This is a genomic window from Mesorhizobium terrae (genome assembly GCF_008727715.1).
Lineage (GTDB): Bacteria > Pseudomonadota > Alphaproteobacteria > Rhizobiales > Rhizobiaceae > Mesorhizobium > Mesorhizobium terrae.
The window spans coordinates 1,413,080-1,437,401 of the sequence record NZ_CP044218.1 but is presented as its reverse complement, the minus strand read 5'-3'; the positions used below and the strand labels follow the sequence as shown (position 1 = coordinate 1,437,401).

Annotated in this window: 22 protein-coding genes; 9 read left to right on the top strand and 13 right to left on the bottom strand. The window is 64.9% G+C overall.

Annotated elements, in window-relative coordinates; translation table 11 throughout:
* Positions 1–8 precede the first annotated feature (8 nt).
* The 4 genes from fdhF to FZF13_RS08070 all read right to left on the bottom strand — a co-directional run bounded on the left by fdhF (position 9) and on the right by FZF13_RS08070 (position 5,998).
* A complete protein-coding gene (gene fdhF, locus FZF13_RS08085) occupies positions 9–2,921 on the bottom strand; it encodes a formate dehydrogenase subunit alpha (RefSeq protein ID WP_024924163.1) in 2,913 nt (970 codons plus the stop codon).
* A 10-nt stretch (positions 2,922–2,931) separates the two neighbouring features.
* Complete coding sequence (locus FZF13_RS08080) at positions 2,932–4,488, bottom strand: formate dehydrogenase beta subunit (protein WP_024924162.1); 1,557 nt, start codon at positions 4,486–4,488, stop codon at positions 2,932–2,934.
* Complete coding sequence (locus FZF13_RS08075) at positions 4,485–4,964, bottom strand: formate dehydrogenase subunit gamma (protein WP_024924161.1); 480 nt, start codon at positions 4,962–4,964, stop codon at positions 4,485–4,487. Before FZF13_RS08075 ends, FZF13_RS08080 begins: the two co-directional genes overlap by 4 nt.
* Positions 4,965–5,068: 104 nt before the next feature.
* Positions 5,069–5,998 carry a LysR family transcriptional regulator gene (locus FZF13_RS08070; RefSeq protein WP_024924160.1) on the bottom strand — a complete coding sequence of 310 codons (930 nt, stop codon included), beginning with the start codon at positions 5,996–5,998 and terminating at the stop codon, positions 5,069–5,071.
* A gap of 113 nt (positions 5,999–6,111) precedes the next feature.
* Here FZF13_RS08070 and FZF13_RS08065 point away from each other — a divergent pair, with 113 nt between their 5' ends.
* A complete protein-coding gene (locus FZF13_RS08065) occupies positions 6,112–7,290 on the top strand; it encodes an Mrp/NBP35 family ATP-binding protein (protein WP_024924159.1) in 1,179 nt (392 codons plus the stop codon).
* A gap of 269 nt (positions 7,291–7,559) precedes the next feature.
* Here FZF13_RS08065 and FZF13_RS08060 read toward each other — a convergent pair whose 3' ends face one another.
* Together FZF13_RS08060 and betI are read right to left on the bottom strand one after the other, a co-directional pair.
* On the bottom strand, positions 7,560–8,126 hold the full coding sequence (locus tag FZF13_RS08060; protein WP_024924158.1) for an NADPH-dependent FMN reductase: 567 nt from the start codon (positions 8,124–8,126) through the stop codon (positions 7,560–7,562).
* A 124-nt stretch (positions 8,127–8,250) separates the two neighbouring features.
* Positions 8,251–8,925, bottom strand: coding sequence for a transcriptional regulator BetI (betI, locus tag FZF13_RS08055; RefSeq protein WP_024924157.1), 675 nt, complete (start codon positions 8,923–8,925; stop codon positions 8,251–8,253).
* Between the two features lie 116 nt (positions 8,926–9,041).
* Here betI and choX point away from each other — a divergent pair, with 116 nt between their 5' ends.
* From choX to FZF13_RS08040, 3 genes are all read left to right on the top strand, one after another.
* Positions 9,042–9,971, top strand: coding sequence for a choline ABC transporter substrate-binding protein (gene choX / locus FZF13_RS08050; protein WP_024924156.1), 930 nt, complete (start codon positions 9,042–9,044; stop codon positions 9,969–9,971).
* A gap of 3 nt (positions 9,972–9,974) precedes the next feature.
* Positions 9,975–11,000: an alcohol dehydrogenase catalytic domain-containing protein gene (locus FZF13_RS08045; RefSeq protein ID WP_051504867.1), complete on the top strand. Its 1,026-nt coding sequence runs from the start codon at positions 9,975–9,977 to the stop codon at positions 10,998–11,000.
* Between the two features lie 234 nt (positions 11,001–11,234).
* Positions 11,235–12,857, top strand: coding sequence for an ABC-F family ATP-binding cassette domain-containing protein (locus FZF13_RS08040; RefSeq protein ID WP_024924154.1), 1,623 nt, complete (start codon positions 11,235–11,237; stop codon positions 12,855–12,857).
* Positions 12,858–12,917: 60 nt separating this feature from the next.
* Here FZF13_RS08040 and FZF13_RS08035 read toward each other — a convergent pair whose 3' ends face one another.
* Positions 12,918–13,310 carry an MAPEG family protein gene (locus tag FZF13_RS08035; RefSeq protein ID WP_024924153.1) on the bottom strand — a complete coding sequence of 131 codons (393 nt, stop codon included), beginning with the start codon at positions 13,308–13,310 and terminating at the stop codon, positions 12,918–12,920.
* A gap of 101 nt (positions 13,311–13,411) precedes the next feature.
* On the opposite strand from FZF13_RS08035, the gene FZF13_RS08030 reads away from it, so the two are divergent.
* Entirely contained in the window at positions 13,412–13,828 is a 417-nt protein-coding gene (locus FZF13_RS08030; protein ID WP_244431245.1) for a winged helix-turn-helix transcriptional regulator, read from the top strand.
* A 22-nt stretch (positions 13,829–13,850) separates the two neighbouring features.
* On the opposite strand, the gene FZF13_RS08025 is transcribed toward FZF13_RS08030, so the two are convergent.
* On the bottom strand, positions 13,851–15,317 hold the full coding sequence (locus FZF13_RS08025; protein WP_024924152.1) for an MFS transporter: 1,467 nt from the start codon (positions 15,315–15,317) through the stop codon (positions 13,851–13,853).
* Positions 15,318–15,445: 128 nt separating this feature from the next.
* Between FZF13_RS08025 and FZF13_RS08020 the strand changes: the two genes are divergently transcribed.
* Positions 15,446–16,060, top strand: a complete 615-nt coding sequence (locus FZF13_RS08020; RefSeq protein ID WP_024924151.1) for a TetR/AcrR family transcriptional regulator — start codon at positions 15,446–15,448, stop codon at positions 16,058–16,060.
* 182 nt (positions 16,061–16,242) lie between these two features.
* Positions 16,243–17,034, top strand: coding sequence for a DUF899 domain-containing protein (locus FZF13_RS08015; RefSeq protein ID WP_036253396.1), 792 nt, complete (start codon positions 16,243–16,245; stop codon positions 17,032–17,034).
* Positions 17,035–17,162: 128 nt separating this feature from the next.
* On the opposite strand, the gene FZF13_RS08010 is transcribed toward FZF13_RS08015, so the two are convergent.
* Positions 17,163–18,179, bottom strand: a complete 1,017-nt coding sequence (locus tag FZF13_RS08010) for a helix-turn-helix domain-containing protein (RefSeq protein ID WP_065998151.1) — start codon at positions 18,177–18,179, stop codon at positions 17,163–17,165.
* Positions 18,180–18,329: 150 nt separating this feature from the next.
* Here FZF13_RS08010 and FZF13_RS08005 point away from each other — a divergent pair, with 150 nt between their 5' ends.
* Positions 18,330–19,391, top strand: a complete 1,062-nt coding sequence (locus tag FZF13_RS08005; RefSeq protein ID WP_024924148.1) for an alpha/beta hydrolase family protein — start codon at positions 18,330–18,332, stop codon at positions 19,389–19,391.
* Positions 19,392–19,613: 222 nt separating this feature from the next.
* Here FZF13_RS08005 and FZF13_RS08000 read toward each other — a convergent pair whose 3' ends face one another.
* Entirely contained in the window at positions 19,614–20,081 is a 468-nt protein-coding gene (locus FZF13_RS08000; protein WP_139116521.1) for a hypothetical protein, read from the bottom strand.
* Positions 20,082–20,352: 271 nt separating this feature from the next.
* Entirely contained in the window at positions 20,353–23,154 is a 2,802-nt protein-coding gene (locus FZF13_RS07995; protein ID WP_161773086.1) for an autotransporter serine protease, read from the bottom strand.
* On the opposite strand from FZF13_RS07995, the gene FZF13_RS28890 reads away from it, so the two are divergent.
* Positions 23,144–23,464 carry a hypothetical protein gene (locus FZF13_RS28890; protein WP_161773085.1) on the top strand — a complete coding sequence of 107 codons (321 nt, stop codon included), beginning with the start codon at positions 23,144–23,146 and terminating at the stop codon, positions 23,462–23,464. The two genes, FZF13_RS07995 and FZF13_RS28890, sit on opposite strands and share 11 nt — an antisense overlap.
* On the opposite strand, the gene FZF13_RS07990 is transcribed toward FZF13_RS28890, so the two are convergent.
* Positions 23,439–23,930, bottom strand: coding sequence for an SRPBCC family protein (locus tag FZF13_RS07990; protein ID WP_024924145.1), 492 nt, complete (start codon positions 23,928–23,930; stop codon positions 23,439–23,441). The genes FZF13_RS28890 and FZF13_RS07990 overlap by 26 nt on opposite strands.
* Positions 23,927–24,301 carry an ArsR/SmtB family transcription factor gene (locus FZF13_RS07985; protein ID WP_244431243.1) on the bottom strand — a complete coding sequence of 125 codons (375 nt, stop codon included), beginning with the start codon at positions 24,299–24,301 and terminating at the stop codon, positions 23,927–23,929. The genes FZF13_RS07990 and FZF13_RS07985 overlap by 4 nt, the downstream gene beginning before the upstream one ends.
* Between the last annotated feature and the right edge of the window lie 21 nt (positions 24,302–24,322).

The following is a 24,322-nucleotide window of genomic DNA, read 5'->3' as shown; positions in this document are numbered from 1 at the left end:
TTCGCCTTCTATTCCGCGGCCTCGAGATGCCCCTTGATGCGCCGGCTCTGGCGCGCCTGCTCGTTGTAATCCTTCTGCCACTCGGTCGGACCGTTGGAAGGCGCCACCTGCACGGCGGTGACCTTGTATTCGGGGCAGTTGGTCGCCCAGTCCGAGTAGTCGGTGGTGATCACATTGGCCTGCGTGTCGGGGTGGTGGAAGGTCGTGTAGACGACACCCGGCGAGACCCGGTCGGTGATCTGCGCGCGCAGCGTCGTTTCGCCGGCGCGGCTTTGCAGCCGTACCCAGTCGCCATCACGAATGCCGCGGTTTTCGGCATCGTGCGGGTGGATTTCCAGCCGGTCCTCCGAATGCCACATGACGTTGTCGGTGCGCCGCGTCTGCGCGCCAACATTGTATTGCGACAGGATGCGGCCGGTGGTGAGCAGCAGCGGGAAACGCGGCCCGGTCCTTTCGTCAGTGGCTACATATTCGGTGCGGATGAATTTGCCCTTGCCGCGCACGAAGCTGTCGACATGCATGATCGGGGTGCCGAGCGGTGCCTTTTCGTTGCAGGGCCACTGCACCGAGCCGACCCGGTCGAGCAGTTCGAAGGTGACACCGGCAAAGCTCGGCGTCGTCTGGGCGATCTCGTCCATGATCTGCGACGGATGCGTATAGTTCCAGTCGAGCCCGATCGCGCGGGCAAGCTCCTGCGTGGCCTCCCAGTCGGCGTAGCGCGCCTTCGGCTCCAGCACCCTGCGCACCATGTTGATGCGGCGCTCGGCATTGGTGAAAGTGCCGTCCTTTTCCAGGAAGGTCGAGCCCGGCAGGAAGACATGCGCGTAGTTGGCGGTCTCGTTGAGGAAGAGGTCGTGCACGACCACGCATTCCATGGCGGCGAGGCCGGCGGCGACATGCCTGGTGTCGGGGTCGGACTGCAAAATGTCCTCGCCCTGGATGTAGATGCCCTTGAACGACCCGTCGACGGCGGCGTCCAGCATGTTGGGAATGCGCAGGCCGGGTTCCTCGTCCAGCTTCACGCCCCACAGGCTCTCATAGATGTCGCGCACGGCTTCGCCGGAGATATGGCGATAGCCCGGCAGTTCGTGCGGGAACGAGCCCATGTCGCACGAGCCCTGCACGTTGTTCTGGCCGCGCAGCGGGTTCACGCCGACGCCCCGCCGGCCGATATTGCCGGTGGCCATGGCGAGGTTGGCGATCGCCATCACGGTCGTCGAGCCCTGGCTGTGTTCGGTGACGCCGAGGCCATAATAGATCGCGCCATTGCCGCCGGTGGCATAGAGCCTGGCCGCGCCACGGATCAGTTCCGGATCGACGCCGGACAGCTTGCCGACCGTTTCGGGGCTGTTTTCCGGCAAGGCGACGAAGGAAGCCCAATCCTGGAATTCCGCCCAGTCGCAGCGCTCGCGGATGAACGCTTCGTCGAACAGACCTTCGGTGACGATGACATGCGCCAGAGCTGTCAGCACCGCGACATTGGTGCCGGGCTTCAATGGCAGATGATAGGCGGCTTCAATATGCGCCGACTTGACCATCTCCGTGCGGCGTGGATCCAGCACGATCAGCTTCGCGCCCTCGCGTAGCCGCTTCTTCAACCGCGAGGCGAAGACCGGATGGGCGGAAGCGGGATTGGCGCCGATGACGACGGCGACGTCGGTCTCCTCGACCGAATCGAAGTCCTGCGTACCGGCCGACGTGCCAAAAGTCTGGCCGAGCCCGTAACCGGTCGGCGAGTGGCAGACGCGGGCGCAGGTGTCGACATTGTTGTTGCGGAAGCCCTGTCGCACCAGCTTCTGGACGAGATAGGTTTCCTCATTCGTGCAGCGTGAAGAGGTAATGCCGCCAACGGCGCCGCGTCCATACTGGTATTGGATGCGGCGGAATTCCTTGGCGGTGTGGGCGATCGCCTCTTCCCAACTCACCTCCCGCCAGGGATCGCTGATCTTCTCGCGGATCATTGGCGAGAGAATGCGGTCCTTGTGCGTGGCATAGCCATAGGCGAAGCGGCCCTTCACGCAGGAATGGCCATGGTTCGCCTTGCCGTCCTTGTAAGGCATCATGCGGATGACTTCGTCACCCTTCACCTCGGCCTTGAACGAACAGCCGACGCCGCAATAGGCGCAGGTGGTGACCGCCGAGCGCTCCGGCATGCCTTTTTCCAGCACCGTTTTCTCGCGCAACGCGTCCGTCGGGCAGGCCTGCACGCAGGCGCCGCAGGAAACGCATTCGGAGGCGATGAAATCCTCGTGCATGCCGGCGACCATGCGCGATTCAAAGCCGCGGCCTTCGATGGTCAGCGCGAACGTGCCTTGCACTTCCTCGCAGGCCCGCACGCAGCGCGAGCAGACGATGCATTGCGCGGGATCGTAGGTGAAATAGGGATTGGTTTCATCGCGGGCGATGTAGTCGACCGCCAGCGAACCATGGCCGGGCGCCACGCCGTTTTCCTTGACGTGGTTCCGTCCCTCGACGCCATAGCGGTTTTCGCTAAGGCCGACCGATTTCGCCACCGCGTCGAACTCGCTGGCGCCAGTTCCGGCCTCCTCGTTCCAGCCGGTCGGGTGGTCGGACACGTAGAGTTCCATCACGCCGCGGCGAATGGCATCCAGCCGGTCGGACTGGGTGCGTACGATCATGCCATCGCCAACCGGCGTCGTGCAGGAAGCTGGTGTGCCGCCGCGGCCCTCGATCTCGACGAGACAGACGCGGCAGGAACCGAAGGAGTCCAGCATGTCGGTGGCGCAGAGCTTCGGGATCTCGACGCCGCCTTCCATTGCGGCCCGCATGATCGAGGTGCCTTCCGGTACGGTGATGCTGCGGCCGTCGACGGTCAGCGTAACCTGCTTTTCCGCCCTCGATTCCGGGGTTCCGTAGTCGGTTTCTTCGATGAGCGTCGGGAAGTCGGCTTTGATGTTCATCTGCCAGTTCCTATTCCGCTGCCACGCGCGCCGGCGCCGGCTTGAAATCTTCGCCAAAATGCTTGATCGCGCTCATCACCGGGTAAGGCGTGAAGCCGCCCAGCGCGCATAGCGATCCGAACTTCATCGTGTTGCAGAGGTCGGCGACCAGTTCGAGGTTCTTCTCCGGCTCGATGCCGGCCGAAATCTTGTCGATGGTCTCGACACCGCGCGTCGAGCCGATGCGGCAGGGCGTGCACTTGCCACAGCTTTCGATGGCGCAGAATTCCATCGCGAAACGCGCCATTTTCAGCATGTCGGCGCTGTCGTCGAACACGGTGATGCCGGCATGGCCGATCAGGCCGTCGCGCTTGGCGAATTCCTCATAGTCGAACGGCGTGTCAAACAGCTCCCGCGGGAAATAAGCGCCGAGCGGTCCGCCCACCTGCACCGCCTTCACCGGCCGTCCGGACCGGGTGCCGCCGCCGATACCGTCGACGATCTCGCCGAGCGACAGGCCGAACGCCGCCTCGAACAGGCCGCCATGCTTGACGTTGCCGGCGATCTGGATAGGGATGGTGCCACGCGAACGGCCCATGCCGAAATTCTTGTAGTGCTCGGCACCCTTGTCCATGATTACCGGCACCGAGGCCAGGCTGATCACGTTGTTGATGACGGTGGGCTTGCCGAACAGGCCCTGGATGGCCGGCAGCGGCGGCTTGGCGCGCACCACGCCGCGTTTGCCTTCGAGCGAGTTCAGCAGCGAGGTTTCCTCGCCGCAGACATAAGCGCCGGCGCCAACGCGAATTTCCATATCGAAGGCGTTCGGCGAACCGAGCACCGTGGCTCCAAGCACGCCGGCCTTGCGGGCGATCGAGACGGCCCTGTTCATGGCCGCCACCGCATGCGGGTATTCCGAGCGGATATAGACGAAACCCTTGGTCGCGCCGGTTGCGATGCCGGCAATCGCCATGCCTTCGATCAGCACGAAGGGGTCGCCTTCCATGATCATGCGGTCGGCGAAAGTGGCGCTGTCGCCTTCGTCGGCATTGCAGACGATGTATTTGCGCTCGGCCGTCGTATCCAGCACCGTCTTCCATTTGATGCCGGTGGGGAAGCCGGCGCCGCCACGGCCGCGCAGGCCGGACTCCGTCACCTGCTTGACGATGTCGGCGGGCGTCATCGCCACGGCCTTGCGCAGGCCGACGAGACCGCCAAGCTTTTCATAGTCTTCCAGCGACAGCGGGTCGGTGATGCCGCAGCGCGCAAAAGTCAGTCGTGTCTGCTTGGCGAAGAACGGGATCTCTTCCGGGTTGCCCAGCGCCAGCCTGTGCTGGCCGCCGGTCAGCAAGCCGGCATCGAACAGGCCCTTCACGTCGGCTGCCTTCACCGGCCCATAGGCCTGGCGACCGCCAGCGGTTTCGACCTCGACCATCGGTTCGAGGAAATAGGCGCCGCGCGAGCCGTTGCGCACGATCCTGGCGTCGAGACCGCGCTCGGCCAGTTCCTTAGCGATTGCCTTGGCAACTTTTTCGGCGCCAAGCGCCAGCGCGCCCGAGTCGCCGGGGATGTAGATAGTCGCGCTCATCGACGCACCTCCGCGACGATGTCGTCGATCGCCTCGTCGTCCAGCCTGCCGATGACTTGGCCATCCAGCATCGCCGACGGCGCGCAGGCGCACAGCCCGAGGCAATAGACTGGTTCCAGTGTAACAGAATTGTCCTTCGCCGTCTCGTGAAAGCCGATGCCAAGCGCCTGTTTGAGCTTCGCGGCCACCGCGTCCGAACCCATCGACTGGCAGGCTTCCGCCTGGCACAGCTTCAGCACGTGGCGACCGGCCGGATGCTTGCGGTAGTCATGATAGAAGCTGGCCACGCCATGCACCTCGGCACGGGAAATGTTCAGCGCTTCGGCGATCACCGGCAGCGCTTCCTGCGGCACATAGCCGAATTCTTCCTGGACGCTGTGCAGGATCGGCAGCAGCGGGCCCTCAAGGCCTTGCAGCTCGCGCACGACGGCCGCGGTCCGCGAAACGATCTCGGTACTTGCAGGCTGCACGGACATGCAGCGCCCTCCCTGACACTGCGCCATTGGGCGCTATTGGTCTATTAAATGCGATCCAAGCCCTTGGAATCAATAAAGCTGTTTCGTCGTATGATAAAAATTTTCTATCGATTGGAGCTTTGACGAAGCTTAGCTTCGGCCTCGAGGCGCAGATTGCCTGCCAGCGCCACTGCCTCGTCCAGCAGCGCCTGCACCAGCGGGGTATGCGGGTCGCGCGGCGCCGTCACCAGCCCGACGGCGTGCCGGGCGTCCGGCTCGACGATCGGGATGGCCCGGATCGGTTCGGAAAAACCGAATGTTTCCGCGAGGTTGAGCGGCATGATCGACGACCATTTGCCGGTGCGGATATGCGAGAAAAGCACGATCATGGAGTTCGATTCCAGCGTCGGGCGCACCTGCACGCCGGCATCCGCCAGGTGCTGGTCGATGATGCGGCGGTTCTGCATGTCGGGTGTGAGCAGACAGAGCGGCAGGCTCGACACCTCCTCCCATGTCACGTGTTCCCGATCGGAATATTCGTTTCCGGCGGCGGTGATCAGTTGATAGCGCTCGTCGTAGAGCGGCACGCTGGTCACTCGTCCCAGCGGTTCGTTGTCGAGATAGGTGATGCCGGCATCGATATCGAGATTGCCGAGCAGCGACAAAACCTCGATCGAGGTTCGCGACAGCACGGAAAAGGTGACGCCGGGGTGCTTTTCGCGAAATGGCGTCGTCAGCCTGGCAACCATGGCCAATGCGGTCGGGATCGCCGCGATGCGGATGCGGCCGGAAAGCCCGTGCTTGGCCGCCCGCATTTCTTCCCGCATCGACCGCGTGTCGCCGACGATGCGCCGTGCCCAGGTCAACACCTGCACGCCTTCCGGCGTAAGCCCTTGAAAACGCGAGCCGCGCTTGACCAGCATGACGCCGAGCTGGTCTTCCAGCTGCTTGATGCCGGCCGACAGCGTCGGCTGCGTCACCCCGCACATTTCGGCGGCGCGCCCGAAATGCTCTTCGCGGGCCAGGGCTATGAAGAATTCCAGCTTGTCGATCATGGTTTTGACCCTGCCATAGCGGCTGGCACCTGTCAGCCCATCCGGTGGCCCGCTTGGTCTTGGTCACAAACTGCATTATCTGGTCGGCAGAGGCCCAGTCTAGGAAAGCACCCATGACCGTCACCAAGGAAACCGTGATCGATCGCCTGAAGACGGTCAGTGGCCCGGATTTTTCCGGCAACATCGTCGATCTGGGCATGGTGTCGGAGATATTCATCGCTGATTCCAAAGTGTTTTTCTCCATCACGGTGCCAGCTGCTCGCGCGCAGGAGATGGAACCGCTGCGCGCCGCAGCCGAGCGCGTCGTCAAGGCCATTCCCGGTGTCGCCGGCGCTGTCGTGGCGCTGACCGCCGAGAAGAAGGGCGGCGGCATGGAAGCGCCGGTGCCGCAGCGTCCGGCCACGCCCGCCGCCATTCCGCAGCCTTCCGCGCCGCGTCCGGCGCCGGCGCCGCGCCAGGCGCCGCCGTCGCAAAGCTCGGGCAAGCGCGGCGTTCCGGGCATCGAGGCGATCATCGCGGTCGCCTCCGGCAAGGGCGGCGTCGGCAAGTCGACCACCGCCGCCAACCTCGCGCTCGGCCTCGCCGCCAACGGTTTGAAGGTCGGCGTGCTCGATGCCGACATCTACGGACCGTCGATGCCGAAGCTGCTCGGCATCCATGGAAAGCCCGAGACGGTGGACGGCAAGATATTGAAACCGAAGGAGAATTACGGCCTCAAGGTGATGTCGATGGGCTTCCTCGTCGACGAGGAAACGCCGATGATCTGGCGTGGTCCGATGGTGATGTCGGCACTCACCCAGATGTTGCGTGAAGTCGAATGGGGGCCGCTAGATGTATTGGTGGTCGACATGCCTCCGGGCACCGGCGATGCCCAATTGACCATGGCCCAGCAGGTGCCGCTGGCGGGCGCGGTGATCGTGTCGACACCACAGGACCTCGCCCTGATCGATGCGCGTAAAGGCTTGAACATGTTCAGGAAAGTCGACGTGCCGCTGCTCGGCATCGTCGAAAACATGAGCTATTTCATCGCCCCCGACACCGGCAAGCGCTACGATATTTTCGGCCATGGCGGCGCGCAGAAGGAAGCCGAGCGGCTGGGCGTGCCTTTCCTCGGCGCGGTGCCGCTGGAAATGGGCATCCGCGAAAGCTCGGATGCCGGCACGCCGGTGGTCGCCACCCGGCCGGACAGCGAAGAGGCAAGGATTTACAAGGAGATAGCCGCCAAGGTCTGGCAGCAGATCGAGACCGGCAAGGGCGCCGCCGAGGCCGCTCCGGCAATTATCTTCGAGTAAAGGGGCAGCCGGCGGCGGCCGTCCGATGTGGACAGAGACGGCCCGTCCGCCCGAGAGTCAAAAAATTTTGGCAAGCACCATCAAGGGCTTATCCGGAAAGCCATGCTGGCACGGCGCGAATTGATACACAGGCGCTGTTTTGGCGCCAAAATCGGCCGTTCTCTTCGCAAACGGTCGCTTTTTCTTTCAAAAATCTCGAAGACCGGCACGCGCGGCGTCGGCCGGACGGAGTTGCTGCCGCCCCGAGGCGAAAATCGCCCGCCAACCCCTCACGGATCGATCGGCCAGGCACCCGACTCCGGGTCGCGACACTGCCGGCAGAAGGTCGCGACGTCGCGCAGATAGGTTTCAGCGACGTACCGGTTCGGCGGGTCGGCAACGAAGGCCGCGATTGCATCCGGCGATGACTTCATCAGTGGGAAACGCAGGAACAGTTCGGCGTTGAAATTGCCGGACACCGTCGACAGCACGGTGCGCAGCGTCGCCAGCATGTCGTCGCCGCGATGGGAAGCGTGGGCGAGCGCGATCGGCTTGCCGACGATGGCATCGCCCGAGACCAGCCAGTCGATGGCATTCTTCAGCCCGCCGGGCAGGGTGCGCACATATTCCGGACTGGAGACGATCAACCCGTCGCTGGTCGCGATCAGGTCCATGAAGGCCCGCACGGAGGGCGGCGTGCGTTCGCCCTCGAGGTCCGGCGAGAACACCGGCAGGTCGCCGATGCGGTCAAAGACGGTGACGGCGATGCCGTCCGGCGCCACCGCTGCCAGCGCGCGCAGCAGCGCCGTGTTGGTGGATTGAAGCCGCGCGCTGCCGGAAATCGCCAGGAGATTCATGGCGCGATGGTGTTGGCGGGAAGAGGGCAAGTCAACGGCACAAGGTGAAGCGATGGGGCTGACGTTGTGCTACGCCAATCCGTCCGCTCCCAAATCCCTGGAACGGCGATGGGGCCGGTCGGCTTCACTTGTCCGAGGGCGGCGTTGCCACACCCGGATTCGCTCCTGCTGGTTTCGCCTGCCACTTTGAGCGGCGCAGATGCTCCTCCTCACCGGGCGTTATCAGTGAGCGAATTCCGCGAAACACCAGGCCAACAGCCTCGTCGCGTCCGATATCGTCCGTCACCGCCTTGCGCAGCCACAATCCGTCTACCAGGGCAGCGATGATCGCACTCGCCTCACGCAATTGAGCCATGTCGAACGTCGCCCCGAATACCGAGGCCAGATTTGAGCGCAGTCGCTGATGGAACAGTTTCTGAAGCCGCGCATATTGCGGGTTCGTGCCCGCTTCCGAACAGACCGACAGCCAGGCGTTGGCGATGGTGCGGGTGAAAGCCGCGGCGGGAAAGTTTCCCTCCACGATCGCCTCCAACCTCGCCCAGCTCGTCTGGGCGGCACGCATCCGCGCTATGATGTCTTCCATCAGCAGGCGGTTGTTATAGCGCACCATGCCGAACAGGACCTCGTCCTTGCCTTTGAAGTAGTAGGCAAGGATGCCGGGCGACATGCCGGCTTCACGGCATATCCGCGCCGATGTCATGCCTTGCAGGCCATGTTCGAGGAACACCCGGTGCGCGGCGGCTATCAACTCCACGCGCCTGATGTCTTCAATTTTTGTGCGCTTGCCTTGATTGGTCATTCCCTGCCTTAGCAGCAAATTCTTTGTACGATCATACAATTTTTTATATTGACATAAAATAAGCGCCCCCTAGGGTCTGGCGGACGGTCACAAGAACAACAATGGGAACACATAAAATGCGCACAACAATCGTTTTCGCCCTGCTTTCGGGGCTGTTGACCTCGTCTGCTATGGCCGCCGATGCGGCTCGATGCCAAAAAGTCCGGATCGCGGATCTCGGATGGACCGACATCGCGCTCACCAACACGACCGCCCAATTGATCCTCAACGGTCTGGGCTACGATGCCTCGCAGACCCTGCTCGGCCTCGGCGTGACCTATTCCGCCCTGAAAGAGGGTGACATGGATGTCTTCCTCGGCAATTGGCGGCCTGTCCAGGACGAGGAATACAAGTCCTTTTTCGACGAGGGCTCCGTCGAGGTGCTGGGCGTGAATTTGGAGGGCGCGAAATACACGCTGGCCGTTCCGAAAAATGTTTCGGACCAGGGGATAAAAAGCTTCGATGATCTTGCCGCCCACGCCGACAAATTCGGGCGCAAGATCTACGGGATCGAAGCTGGCTCGAACAAGCCGCTGCTCGACATGGTGGCAGCCAACCGACACGGGCTCGGCGACTGGGAGATTGTGGAGTCCAGCGAAGCCGCGATGCTGACCCAGGTCTCGAACGCCGTGGCGGACAAGAATTGGGTTGTGTTCCTCGGCTGGGAGCCACATCCGATGAACCTCGATTACAACATGACCTACCTGTCTGGTGGCGATGTCGAGTTCGGACCGAACTTTGGCGGTGCAACTGTCCGCACAATCGCTCGTCATGGCTTTTCGGCAGACTGCCCGAACGCGGCCAAGTTGTTTGCCAATCTCGCTTTCGACCTCGACTATGAAAACTATGGCATGCAGATGATCCTGCGCCAGGGAAAGTCCGCCGATGTCGCCGCTCGCGAGATGATCAAGCGCAACCCCGACAAGCTCGCCAAATGGCTGGACGGTGTCTCGACCTATGACGGTCAGCCAGGCTTGCAGGCCGTGAAGAGCGCCTTGGGCCAATAGACGATGGGCAACACGATGCTTGCAGCCTTATTCGAGCACGCGGGCCAACCGCTGCGTGTCATGAACGTAGCTCGGCCTGTACCGGGGCCGGGAGAAATCCTTGTTCGCCTGGAGGCGAGCGGCATTTGCCATACGGATGTGCATATCTGGCAGGGACATTTGCGGCCCGCATCGGGACAACCGACCCGGATTCTTGGCCACGAGGGTGTCGGCAGGGTGGAAGAAGTGGGGGCCGGCGTTGCAGACTGGCACCCTGGCGATCGTGCCGGCGTCGCGTGGCTTCACGATACATGCGGCCACTGCGATGAATGCCACTCCGACATGGAATCGTTCTGCCAGCACCAGCGGGCTCACGGTTTCGATGTCGCGGGCACTTTTGCCGAATATGTCGTCGCCGATGCCCGTTTCGCCGTGCCCATGCCGGATGAGGGCGATGCCGCACTGCTTGCGCCTTTGATGTGCGCGGGCCTGACCGCCTTTGGCGCCGTGAAACGGGCGGGACTGGGCGCCGGGGAAATCTGCGCCGTCTTCGGCTGCGGCGGCCTGGGTCTCTATGCTGTCCAGATCGCCCAGCGGCTCGGGGCGACAGTCGTTGCCGTCGACACGGACGAGGCCAAGCTGCAGATCGCTGCTTCGCTTGGTGCGCGGCACACGCTCCTTGCGTCGCCGGGCCTGGCCGCTGGCTGGCCCGCCGGCCTGCGAGCGCATGTCTGTATCAACTTCGCGCCAACGCCAGCCATCTGGGATGCCATGGTTGCAGCCATCCGGCCGCGCGGCAGGATCATTGCAGCCGCGATGGTTTCGCAACCGGTGCCGCTTAACCAGGAGTGGCTTACGGCCAGCGGTGTGTGGATAACAGGGACCAGCGTCGGCACACGGGCACAGATACGCGAACTGATCCAGCTGCATGAAGCACAGCCGTTCGAGGCACAGGTGCAGCGCGTTACGCTCGCCGAGGCGACCAGTGCATTGGAGCGCCTGAAGGCAGGGACTGCCAAAGGACGGCAGGCAATTGTCTTTGGGTCGTAGCTGCTACCAGGCAAAACGTGCGCCTGCTTCTCGCGCGCTGGAGTGATGCGGCGCGCGATCCGCGCGGATTGCTTTTGCGGAAAGCGAGACCACTCGACCGTCGCCTAGCGCGATAATCGGTCGCAAATCCGGTCACGGCCCTTGCGCCGGGCCGGAGGGGATGATTAACGACCCACTCCTTCGCGGCCGTCTTCGATGGCGCGGCAGCCCGCACCTTTCCCCAGGCCCGAAATCATGATCCGTCTCGAAAACATCGGCAAGCAGAACGGCAAGCAGATCGTCTTCATCGAAGCCTCCGCCACCATCCAGCGCGGCGAGAAGGTCGGGCTGGTCGGCCCGAACGGCGCCGGCAAGACCACGCTGTTCCGCATGATCACCGGCGAGGAGCTGCCCGACGAAGGCCAGGTCTCCACCGATCGTGGCGTCAGGATCGGCTATTTCAGCCAGGATGTCGGCGACATGTCCGGCCGCAGCGCCGTGGCCGAAGTGATGGACGGCGTCGGCCCGGTCAGCACGCTGGCGGCCGAGATGGCCGAGCTGGAAGCCGCCATGGGCGATCCCGATCGCGCCGACGATATGGACGATATCATCGCCCGTTATGGCGAGGTGCAGCACAAATTCGACGAACTGGACGGCTATGCGCTGGACGGCCGCGCCCGCGAGGTGCTCGACGGTCTCGGCTTCAGCCAGGAGATGATGAACGGCGATGTCGGCAAGCTGTCGGGCGGCTGGAAGATGCGCGTGGCGCTGGCCAAGATCCTGTTGATGCGGCCCGACGTGATGCTGCTCGACGAACCGAGCAACCATCTCGACCTCGAAAGCCTGATCTGGCTGGAGAACTTCCTGAAGGGGTTCGACGGCGCCATCCTGATGACCTCGCACGACCGCGAGTTCATGAACCGCATCGTCGGCAAGATCGTCGAGATCGACGGCGGCGCGCTGACGTCCTATTCCGGCGACTATGAATTCTACCGCCAGCAGCGCGCCATCGCCGAGGTGCAGCAGCAGGCGCAGTTCGAGCGCCAGCAGGCGATGCTGGCCAAGGAAATCGCCTTCATCGAGCGGTTCAAGGCACGCGCCAGCCACGCCGCGCAGGTGCAGAGCCGGGTCAAGAAGCTGGAGAAGATCGACAAGGTCGAGCCGCCCAAGCGCCAGCAGACGGTGCGTTTCGAATTCCAGCCGGCGCCGCGTTCGGGCGAGGATGTCGCGACGTTGAAGAATGTCTCCAAGAGCTATGGCAGCCGCACCATCTATGACGGGCTGGATTTCCAGGTGCGCCGGCGCGAGCGCTGGTGCGTCATGGGCGTCAACGGCGCCGGCAAGTCGACGCTGCTGAAGCTGGTGGCCGGCGCTTCCGAGCCCGACGACGGCAGCGTCTCGCGCGGCCCCTCGGTCAAGATGGGCTATTTCGCCCAGCACGCGATGGAGCTGCTCGACGGCGAGCGCACCGTGCTGGAAACGCTTGAGGATTCGTTCCCGCAGGCAGGCCAGGCGCCGCTGCGCGCGCTGGCTGGCTGTTTCGGTTTCACCGGCGACGAGGTCGAGAAGAAGTGCCGCGTGCTTTCCGGCGGCGAGAAGGCACGGCTGGTGATGGCCAAGATGCTGTTCGATCCGCCGAATTTCCTGGTGCTCGACGAGCCGACCAACCACCTCGACATCGCCACCAAGCAGATGCTGATCGAGGCACTGTCGCGTTATGAAGGCGCGATGCTGTTCGTCAGCCACGACCGCCATTTCCTGGCGGCTCTGTCCAACCGCGTGCTGGAGCTGACGACCGACGGCATGCACGCCTATGGCGGCGGCTACACCGAATATGTCGAGCGCACCGGACAGGAAGCCCCCGGCCTGCGCGGGTAAAGGCGGCGCGGTTGGCTGGCCGCATGAGGTTGGCCGGGCCTGAAACCGGCCGGCTTCCGCTCACACCAGCGCCGGCCACAACACCATGCCGATGCCGGCGATGCTCACGGCGAACAAAAGCGTGCGCCACACGGTGATGCCGATGGCGTAGACCGGCAGATAGGCGGCGCGCGCGGCGAGCCAGACGATTGCACCTAGCTCGGTCCAGCGGCTGCCCAGTCCGGCGAACTCGACGATCAGGATCGCGGCCGCGGCGATCGGGAAGGTTTCGAGAAAATTCGCCTGCGCGCGCATCACCCTGCCGACGAATGGCGCCGGTCGCGGCATTGCCGCCTCCCGCGACGACAGCCCCCATTTCACGCCGTAGTGCCTGGTCGCCAATTGCGAGGCGACGAAGATCTGGACGATGCCGAACAAGGAGGCCCAGGCCAGTACGGTCAGTTCGATGCTCATTCATTTCCTCCGGGCCGGCGCCTTGGACAGGCTGTTCATGCGTCGCCAGACCGGTGTATTTGCCGTAGTACGTTTCTGTAAATACGGACAAAAAGGGTAGCATGGAGAAAAACATTGGCGAGCCGGCGACAGCGACGGGGCCGGCCTTTTCGACCCTGACCGGGCTGGACATGAGCCATATCAGGCTGTGCCCGGCCATCGCCTTCAACCAGATCCTCGGCGGCCGCTACAAGCTGCACATATTGTGCGTTCTCTTTGACGGGCCGCATCGCTACGGGCAGATCGGCCGCTCCTTGCTGCATGGCGGCCTTGGCGGGCCGATCACGCCGCGCATCCTGAGCCGCGAACTGAGGCAGCTGGAGGAGCGCAGGCTGGTCGACCGCAAGGCCTATCCGGTGGTGCCGCGCAAGGTCGAGTACAGCCTGACCGGGCGTGGTCGGGCGCTGGTGCCGATCCTGGCCGAGATCATTCGCTGGGGCGCCAGCGGGGCGCATGAGGAAATTCTCGGCATCGCCTAGGCTCTGCCGCGCCCCGGCGCCCTCATTGCGGCAGCTTCTTCGGCAGCCAGAGCCAGGTGACGATGCCGAGGATAAGCATGAGCAACCCGCCGACGCCGACCACCACGTGCAGGCCGGTGAGAAACGCCGTCTTGGCGTGAAGCACGGTGTCGGCGGCCAGTTCCGGCTGAGTGAGCGTCTCGTCCAGCGTGCCCGCCACATCGGGGCCAAGCAGCCGGAAGGAGAGCGCCGCCAGTGAACCGAGCAGCGAAATGCCGAGCGCATTGCCGAGCTCGTTGCTGGTTTCGGCGATCGAGCCGGCCGCGCCGGCGCGCTCGGCCGGAACCGCCGAGACGGCGATCTCCGCGACGAGGCTGAAGGAGAGGCCGTAGCCGATGCCGGCGATCACCGTCGAGGCGATGAAGACGGCGACGCCCGCCTCCACGGTGGTGAACATGAGGAGAAGGACGCCTGCGCCGATCAGGACATGCGTGGCCACCAGCGCCGGCTTGCGGCCGATGCGCTCGACGATGCCGGCCGTGCCGACGCAGGTCGCCGTCAACACGATGGCGCCGGGCAATGTCAGCAGCGCTGCGGTGAAAACGTCGAAGCCGAGCACCGATTGCAGATAGATGCCCGACAGATAAGCCGCCGCCGACCACACGACCAGCGAGAGCAGCCCGGTCAGGATGGCGATGGAGAAGATGCGGTCGCTGAACAGGCTAAGATCGAGAAGCGGATAATCGATCCTCACCTGCCTGCGCAGGAACAACGCCAGCGCGACGATGCCAACGATGCCGGCGGCGACCGGAACCGCGCCGAGGCCATGGGTGGCGGCGGCCTTGACCGCATAGGTGAACAACAGGATGCCGGCGAAGGAGAACAGCAGGCTCAAGCCGTCGATGCGGCCATAGCTTGTCGCCCGCACTTCCCGCAACAGCATCGGCGCGGCAATCAGGAAGGCGAGAACGACCGGGACATTGATCAGGAAGACGGCGCTCCATTCGAAATGGCGCAACAGCATGCCGCCGAGAATGGGGCCGACGGCGAAGCCGGCAGCGAAGGTGGCGGCAAAGATGCCGATGGCGCGCGCACGTTGCCTGGCGTCGGGGAACAGCGCGCTGACGATGGCGAGGCCCGAGGGCAAAAGCGTCGCGCCGCCGAGACCCATGAGCGCGCGGAAGGCGATCAGGCTTTCGGCGCTCTGCGCATAGGCGGCACCAAGCGACCCGGCCCCGAACACCGTGGCGCCGACCATGATCAGCTTCAGCCGGCCGTAGCGGTCGCCGATATTGCCGAAGGTGATCAGCAGCGATCCGACGATGAAGCCATAGATGTCGAGGATCCACAGCGCCTGGTCGGCGCTCGGCAGCAGCGCCGAGGTGACGCGCGGCATGGCGAGATAAAGGATCGAGCCGTCCATGGCCACGATCAGCACCAGTGGCAGCACCGCCATCAGGCCGAGCCATGCGCTGCGGTCGGGTACATCGGCAATTGCTGCGTCGGTCATCGGGCAAAGTCCTCTCTGCGCGACACGCATGGCGTGCCGCTGCGATCGCCGGCGGGCGTGACCGACGGTGGTTGCGATGGAAGGGCGTGTTCTATATACTTCAGGTAACTTACTTTTGGTATATAGTGATGTCAAGCATGCCGGAAAGCCGCAATGACGCCCCGAAGCGCCTTCGCCTCAGCCGCGAGGCGCGGCTCAGCCAGCTTCTGGAGGTGTCATGGCAGCTGGCGCGGGAAGAGGGCACGGACGCGCTGACGCTGCCGAGGCTGTCGGAAGCGGCCGAGGTCGCCAAGCCGGTCGTCTACGACCATTTCGGCACCCGCAACGGCCTGCTGATCGCGCTCTACAAGGATTTCGACGCCCGCCAGACGGCGATCATCGACGCCGCGCTCGCCGCCTGCGAGCCGACGCTGGAAGCGACGGCCGGCGTGATCGCGACGAGCTATGTCGACTGCGTGCTGGCGCAGGGGCGCGAGATGCCCGGCGTGCTGGCCGCGCTCGCCGGTTCGCCCGAGCTGGAAACCGTCAAGCGCGACTACCAGCTCGCCTTCATCGCCAAATGCCGCAAAGCGCTGGCGACTTTCACCGGGCCGCGCGGCATCGCACAGGCCGCCTTCTGGGCCATGCTCGGCGCCGCCAACGCGCTTTCGGGCGCTGCCGCGACCGGCGAGATCACCGCGCGGCAGGCGAGCGACGAGCTGTTCGAGACGATCCTCGCCATGGTGGCCAGAAGCGGCCGCTGACCTCCCACGGACCTGTGGGGTGCCGTGGCCGCCCACGACACGTCACGGAATAGCGCCACACTTGTTACTCCCACCTTCCGGCAGCCGGTGACAGACTGGCTCCATCGACAACGAGCGATGAGCAGCGAATGCAGTGTCCCGGCAACGGGGCGCGCCTTCGCCAAACCGGAGGTATCGAAGTCATGGTTACATCAACTGGAAAACAGGCGGAAAACGGCCAAGCCGCCATGCACAGGCCGGCGGTGGTGACGGCCGAGGCCTGGGAAGCGGCGCGCCGGGAATTGCTGGTGAAGGAAAAGGTGCAGAGCCGCGCCCGCGACGCGCTGGCGGCCGAGCGCCGGCGCATGCCGTGGATGCCGGTCTATAAAAGCTATGCCTTCGAAGGGCCGAACGGCAAGGTCTCGTTGCTCGACCTGTTCGAGGGCCGTCACCAGCTGATCGTCTACCGCGCCTTCTACGAGCCGGGTGTCTATGGCTGGCCCGAACACGCCTGCCGGGGCTGCTCGATGGTGGCCGACCAGGTTGCGCATGTCGCCCATCTCAACGCCCGCGACACCACGCTGGTCTTCGCCTCGCGGGCGCCGCAAGGCCATATCGCCACGCTCAAGCAGCGCATGGGCTGGAACATTCCCTGGGTCACCATCACCGACGGCTTCGACTTCGATTTCGGGGTCGACGAATGGCACGGCACCAATGTGTTCTTCCGCGACGGCGACCAGGTCTTCCGCACCTATTTCCTCAACAATCGCGGCGACGAGCAGATGGGCGGCACCTGGAACTATCTCGACATCACGCCGCTCGGCCGGCAGGAGGCGTGGGAGGATTCGCCCGCCGGCTATCCGCAGACCCCGACCTATAAATGGTGGAACTGGAACGACAGCTACGTCGCCGGCGCCGAGCCCGACCTGAAATGGGTCGAGGTGTCGGATGCGGGCGAGGCGGCGTTCCGCGAACAGAGCGCCAGGGGCGGCTGAGCACGCCGCATCCTCCCGGGACCGGCCGCCGGCGCACCGGGCCCGGACATCGGTTTCGATGTTCGGGCCGACGCCCGGTCTCGGGATGCTGGAGCGTCCTGCGCGCGTCTGTTCGGACGCGCGGGGCTTCAGGTCGCCCGGTTCTGGTCGCGCCAGGTCGCCGGGCTCAACGTCGTCACCCGCCGGAATTCGCGATTGAAGTTCGACTTGGTCTGGAAGCCGGATTCCAGCATGGCCGCGGTGACCGACCCGTCGGTCTGCCGCAGCAGCCGGCAGGCCTCGGCGATGCGGTATTCGTTGATGTATTGCGAGACATTCTTGCCTGCCAGCCGGTTGATGGCGCCCGATATCTGCCGGGCGGGCACGCCCGCGCGCCGGGCCAGCCGCGACAGCGTCAGGTTCTCGTCGAGGAACAGCCGCTGCTCCTTGAGCAGGCGGTCGACGCGGTCGATGACGTCGCGGTCCTGCGCCGCCGTCGATGCCGCCTCTTCGGCCTGCGCGAGCGGTTCGGGCAGCGCCCGCGCGCGGGCGGCGACAAGCGCCGTCAGGCCGATCAAAAGCAGGCCGAGCAGGTTGGCGTTGCCGACGAGGAAGGCGATGCCTGCCCCGTTGCGCCATTCCACATCCAGCACCACCAGCAGGTCGAACGAGGCCGACAGGCACAGCGAGAACGCCGCGATGATCATCGCCCGGTGCGCGGCGACGGCGCCGTCGAAACGCGCCCCGTCGAGCGCGTCGGGTCCGGTCCGGCCGAGCCGCAACAGGGCCACGGCATAGCCGACGAACAGGCTCATCAGTGCGACGTCGATCAGTGCGGGCGCCACGAACAGCAGCACGGTCATGATGACGGGCGGCAGCGCCTGCAACCAGACGGCATCGTCCCTGGCTTCGTCGCGGTCGATCAGGCTGCGGAAGCTCGCCAGCACCAGCGGCGGCACGCAGGCCGCGATAATGGGCAGCACGAAGCGCAGTTCCGCCATCCCATAACCCCAGCGCAGCCCGAGGATGATCGACTGCAGGACGCAGAGCGCGATCAGCGCCAGGAAGGGCCGATTGCCTTTTGTCTGCTCCGCATTGCGCAGCAACACGACAAGCAGGATCAGCAGCAGCAGGGCGACGACGAAGGGGAGCGGAACGAAGATCACGGGGTCTGCGGAGCGTTGGTGGGTTAAGCCGATGATGGCCCAGATTGCGATCAAGGACGACCTGAATCGCGATCGAGGAAGCGCGAAAGGCAAGGAACCGGCGATGTTTTCCCCGTCCTTTCCAACCGCGTCCAATCTCAGGAGATCATCATGTCCGGTTTCAGAACTCTTTGCGCCGTCGTTTTCGGCCTTGCCTTGGCCACGCCTTGCCTGGCGGCCGATGTCGGCGTGCGCCAGCTCACCATTCCCGCCACCGAACACGGCCGCGCCCTTCAGGTGACGGTGTGGTACCCCGCCGGCCCCGGCGGCGAGCCGGTGATGGTCGGCGACAACAGGGTTTTCAAGGGTGTGCCGGCCTCGCTCGACGCGCCGCCGGCGAAGGGGCGCTTTCCGCTGGTGCTCTTGTCGCACGGCTCCGGCAGCCGCGTTCAGGGCATGGCCTGGCTGGCGACGGAACTGGCCAAGGCGGGTTTCATCGTTGCTGGGCCGAACCATCCCGGCACCACCAGCGGCGATTCCACGCCGGCCGAGACACCGAAACTATGGCAACGCACCCGCGATCTTTCCGCCGTGATCGACGGGCTGACGGCGGACCCTGAATGGCGCGACCATGTCGATGCCGACAAGGTCGGCGTCGTCGGCTTCTCGCTGGGCGGCGCCGCCGCCATGGAGATTGCCGGAGCCCGGGCCAGACTGGAGGCCTATGCCAGCTATTGCGACAGCTACAGGAAATGGGACTGCGCCTGGTATGCCGGTGGCGTCGGCTATGTGAACGACGAAAAGGTCAAGGTCGACAAGGTCGACCTGCGTTCGGTCGACAAGGCGCTGTTCGAACAGTCGAATCTCGATCGGCGCGTCAAGTCGGCGGTGCTGGTCGATCCTGGCCTGGCACAGGCCTATGACGCACAGAGCCTGAAGGACATCGCGATCCCGATGACCTTCATCAATCTCGGCGACCCGGCCACCATTCCGCTCGCGGTCGCGGCCGAAAAACTGGCTTCGCTCACCCCGCACGGCACCTATGCGACGGTCAGTGACGCCAACCATTTCGCCTTCTTGCCCGAATGCAAGGAAGGTGGGGCTCAGCTGCTGATCGCCTTCGGCGAGATCGATCCCATCTGCACGGATGCCGGCAAGCGGCCGCGCGCCGACATCCACGCCGAAGCGACGCGGCTCATCTCGGCGGCATTGCAGCGAACGCTGAAGAACTGACCGGCTTGATGGCGACGATCGGGGTCCGGTGTGCCGGCTCGGGTCGTCGTCCGCGAATCTTTGCCGGCCATGGCGAACCGGCGGGCTATGGCCAAGGCGGAAGTGAAAACGACCGGCAAATGGGAGGCCTTGCCCTCTTGTCCGGCGGCGCGGCCGGCTTCGCGCTGGTCGCGCCGGGGCGGACCGCGGCCAGCGCGAGGAGCAGCTGGCGCATGATCCGGCTCATGGCGCCTTGCGATCCTTCGGCTTGCGGCCTTTCGGCGGCAATTCCTCGTTTTCCGCCACCTCGGCGATGCCATGGCGCCGGTAGAATTCCTGGTTGTCCTTCTCCACCTGCGCCTGCATCCGCTTTTCGGCTCGCACCATCATGGCGTTGCGCGCCGCCATGCCCACCTGTCCGGCGACAAGGCTGCCGATGCCGGTGCGGTCGAAGGAGGCGGCGATGCCGACCGCGCCCTGCGCCACGCCGAGCGCGGTGGCCTCGGCGGCAAGCTCCTTCTCCATCTGCCGTGTCTCGTCGGAATATTGCGGTCCCTCGAAGGTCGAGGGGGTGGAGGTGCAGGCAGCCACCACGCCGCCTGCCAGCAGGACCGGGATGAAAGCGGCGGCCGGCCACCTTCGTCCATAACCTGCTGGCCGGGTGGCCACCCGCACCGGGACGCGTGCGCCCTGGACAGTTTTGTGTTTCAAAGTCCGTCCCCCAAAAGACAACACGCGCCATTTGTGGCGGCGCACCCTCGAGGCCAAGCCTCTGCACCGCCGGCCGATGCTCTACGCCGGACGGGCGGGCATCGTCTTGGGCGACAGCGAACGATCCATGCTGGAAACGAACAAGATTGGCCGTACAGGCGGGACAGATGCACGCCGGCGCGGTTTCGCCGGCGCGTTTCAGGATGGTGGAGGATGCTCGCGCCGGTGAAGCGAAGCGGGCGTTTTGTCGTCGGAGGTCGTTAGCCTCGTTCTAGAACTTCACGGTCAAATCGGCCCTGACGCCATGGTCGCGGGCGTTGGAGGCGAGCTGCCCCTGGTAGGAGATGCCGAGCGTGGCGGTGGGCGCAACGGCGAAATCGAGCCCGGCTTCGAGTGCGGCGCTGTCGCGTGCGATCGGCGCACCGGCGACGGTGAAGGCATTGCTGCCAGTAAAGGCCTGGGTGACGGTCGGCGCGACATCGCCGAAGGCATGGCGCCAGCCGATCATGCCGCGCGCGGTGGCCTTGATCGTACCGAGATCGAAATCGGTCGAGGCGCGCAGGCCAAGCGTCGTGAAGGTGATGTCGTTGGAGCCGCCGTAAACGGTCAGCGCCGTGACGCCGCCTTTCTCGGTGAAACCGTTGGTGCGGGTGTTCACATAAGCCAGATTGGCGAAAGGCTCGAAGGCAACAGCGCCTGCCTTCATGCCGTAGCCGAATTCGCCGAACACCTGCGTGGTGCCGGCGCGATAGCTGGAGGAAAGGCCGTCGGCAACGTTCTGGAAAGCGAACCGGCGGTTGCTGTCGATCTTGCTCCAAGTGTAGGCGAGGCCGGAGCGGAACGCCAGGGCGCCCCACTCAGTGCCGCCATAGAGGCCGAGGTGATAATTGTCGCTGGCGGCGGAAGACTTGCTCTCATCCACCTTGAACGAAGAATGGCTGTAGCCGGCAAGGAAGCCCAGCCGCCAGTCGTCGGTGACAAGGCCGTCGATGCCGGTGACGAAGCCGCCGGTCGAGCGCGACAGCTTTGCGGCATTGCCGTCGCTGTCGGTCGAGCCCCACGAGCCGAAAGCAGAACCCCAGGCGCCGTAACGCTCAGTGGTGCGGATCGAGGCGGTCGTGATGTCCCTCGCGTCGTCGCCATAGGCCATGACGGGCAGCGGCGCGGCGCCCACCGTCTCGAAGGCCGAACGCAGGCGGTCGTTCATCTGGCTGCCGACCAGCTGGCTGTTCTCGATCAGCCCGCTGACGGTCGAGCCATAAACCTCGCCGGGCAGTTGGGCGAACAGGTCGGCCGCGTCGGTGCCGTTCAGCGTGACGGCGAGATCGTAGAACGGCTTGCCGATGCCGAGGCCTTCGATCGCCGCGGCTGCCGCCGCGCCGTTACGCGTAGCGGCAATATCGGCGAAGGCGACCGTGTTACGGGTCACGTCGAGATAGACGGTGTTCGGGTCGTAGGAGAGAGCGAGGTCGAGGAAGGCGTAGCAGCCGCAATCGCTATCGAAACGGCCGGTGATGCCGCCGGCGGCCGTCAGCACGGTGTAGCGTGCGTCGCCGCGCCAGGCGCCGACCGGCACCAGCGCGTCGACCCAGCCGCTGACGGTCGCGCTGCCGGTCACGTCGACGCGGCTGGTGCCCTTCGGCGCGCCGACTATGACCATCAGGCCCGCGTCGGCGGACTGGGTGTAGTTGCCGTCGATGGTGAGCGTGCCGCCCTGGCTGCCGAAACCGCCATAGACGGCGCCGTCGTTTCGCACATCGCCATGGACGGTGCCGCCGCCGGAGAGCATGCCTCCGGCTTCGACGAAGGTGTTCGACCGGATGCTGCCGTCGACGGCGAGAACGCCCTGGGCGATGCGGGTGTCGCCGAGATAGGTGCTGTTGCCGGTCAAAATGAGCGCGCCGTCACCGGCTTTGACAAGCCCGCCATTGCCGGTGATGTCGTTTTCCCAGGTGCTCCGGCCCAAGGGCACATTGGCGACGAAATCGCCCCAGTCGAACTTGCCGGGCCCGCGCACCGCCATGCCGACATCGAGCAGGCCATAGCCGAAGACGGGGTCGACGCCGGGGGCGCCGATATCCCATGCGGTGCCGAGCAGAACCTGCCGCACCTGATCCATGGTCATATAGGGAAACGCCTGTGCCACCAGGGCTGCGGCACCCGCGACATGCGGGGCGGCAAGTGAAGTGCCGTAAACCCAGGAATAGCCTCCGCCGGGGATTGCGACGTTGATATCCCGGCTGTCGGGCCATTCCCATGCGCCGGTCTGTGGATTCCAGCGCCAGTCGCTGCCGCCCGGCGCCGCCAGGCACCAGTTCATGGCCACGCCGCACTGGTTCGCCCAGGTGGCCCGGTAGCCGGGGCCGATGGCGGTGACGGCGAGCCAGCCGGACTCCAGCTCAGGATAGAGATAAGGAAGGCCGGATTGACCTGCCGGCTGGTGCGAGGAGTCGTTGCCCGTTGCCCAGACCATCAGGGCGCCGGCCTTGATCGCCTCGCGATAGACATCGAGAGACGAAGCCCCGCCCAATACAGGGAACTCCCAGGAATCGCCCCACTGGCCGTCATTGATCGGGTAGGGCAAGCCGTAGCTGTTGTTGATGATCCGCACGCCTTGATTGACGAAGGCACGGATCCCGTAGAGCGAAGCCACGCTACTGATACCATAGCCGCCCGAGAAGGCATTGGCCATGACGATCGTCGCGCCGGGCGCCACGCCGTGCATGCCGACGCCGTCGCGATTGGCGGCGATGATCGACGACACCATGGTTCCATGTCCAATCGTGTCGACATTCCAGGGCCTGTCCGGGTTGTAGGTAAAGCCCGGAACATAGCGTCCGGCAAATTCCGGGTGATGGATGTCGAGGCCGCTATCGACGACGCCGACCTTGACGCCGCTGCCGTCAAAGCCACGGGCATAGGCGAATTCGGCGTTGATCCAGTAAAGCCCCCACTGCGCCATGAATTCCGGCGTGCGCCAGCTCGCCGGATCGCCGATGCTCTGCGCGAAGGCCATGGTCGGCAGGGCCGTCGAGACCAAGAGGGCGGCAAGGCGGGTGACGGTGCGGCGCATCTTCCAGAATTCCCCCGTGCCCGACGCGGCGGCGCTTCCGAGGCGCAGGACATTGAAAGAAAGCGGAAATTCACGGCGCGGGCGCGCGAAACCTATCGCTGCGCCGCTTCCGGAAAAATACGGCAAATGCCGTATTTCGACCCTGCCGTTCCAAATAAATTCGATCATCGCCGCCGGTCAGTCGGGGAGCGATGAGCATCCGGGATTTGTCGTGACCGGGCCTGTAGCTGCGCGCAAAAACGCCGCCGCTTGGGGTGCGGCGGCGCTGAAAAGCGGCGTGGGCGTCAGCCCTGCAGGCGGCCGGCCTTGATGTATTCCACCATCTGGCCCACCACCGTGCCCCAGCCGTCGTGGAAGCCCATCTCCTCGTGTTTCTGGCGGCTCGCCTCCTCGCCATGGATCGCGATGGCCCGGTATTGCGTGCCGCTTCCCTTCGGCGCGAAGTCGAGGACGGCGGTGAAGAAGGGATTGGGCGACGGCCGGTAGCCGCCGAGCAGCGTGTCGGTGGTGACCAGGCGCTCGAACGGCTTCACTTCGAGATAACAGCCGGTGTTGGGATATTCCTGGCCTTCCGGCGAGCGCATGGTGAAGTTCATGGCGCCGCCCGGGCGCACGTCGAGGTCGCAGGCGGTGATCGTCCACGGTTTCGGCACGAACCAGTGGCGCAGGTGCTCGGCGGTGGTCCAGGCGCGCCAGACGAGTTCGACCGGCACGTCGAGTTCGCGTTCGAGCACGAGGTCGAGCTTGGGATTGGTGGTGATTTTGGGCAAGGTCATTTGGCTTCCTCTTCCTTGAGTTTGAGCAGATAGCTGTCGAGCTGGTCGAGGCGGCGTTCCCAGATGTTGCGCTGACGTCCGAGCCAGTCCTCGGCAAGCTTGAGTTGTTCCGCGGCCAGTTCGTAGGTCCTGACGCGGCCGGCCTTGTGCGAGCGCACCAGGCCGCTTCCCTCCAGCACCTTCAGGTGTTCGACGAAGGAGGGCAGCGCCATGTCGTAGGGGGCGGCGAGCTCGCTGGCCGAGGCGGGGCGCAGCGACAGCCGTTCCAGCACATTGCGCCGTGTCGGGTCGGACAGGGCGCGAAAGACGCGGTCGACGACCGCGGCGTTCGTCGGCGGAGGGGAGTGCTGCAGGCCTGCCCGTGGTGTCACGATGGCTCCTTGTCGATAGAG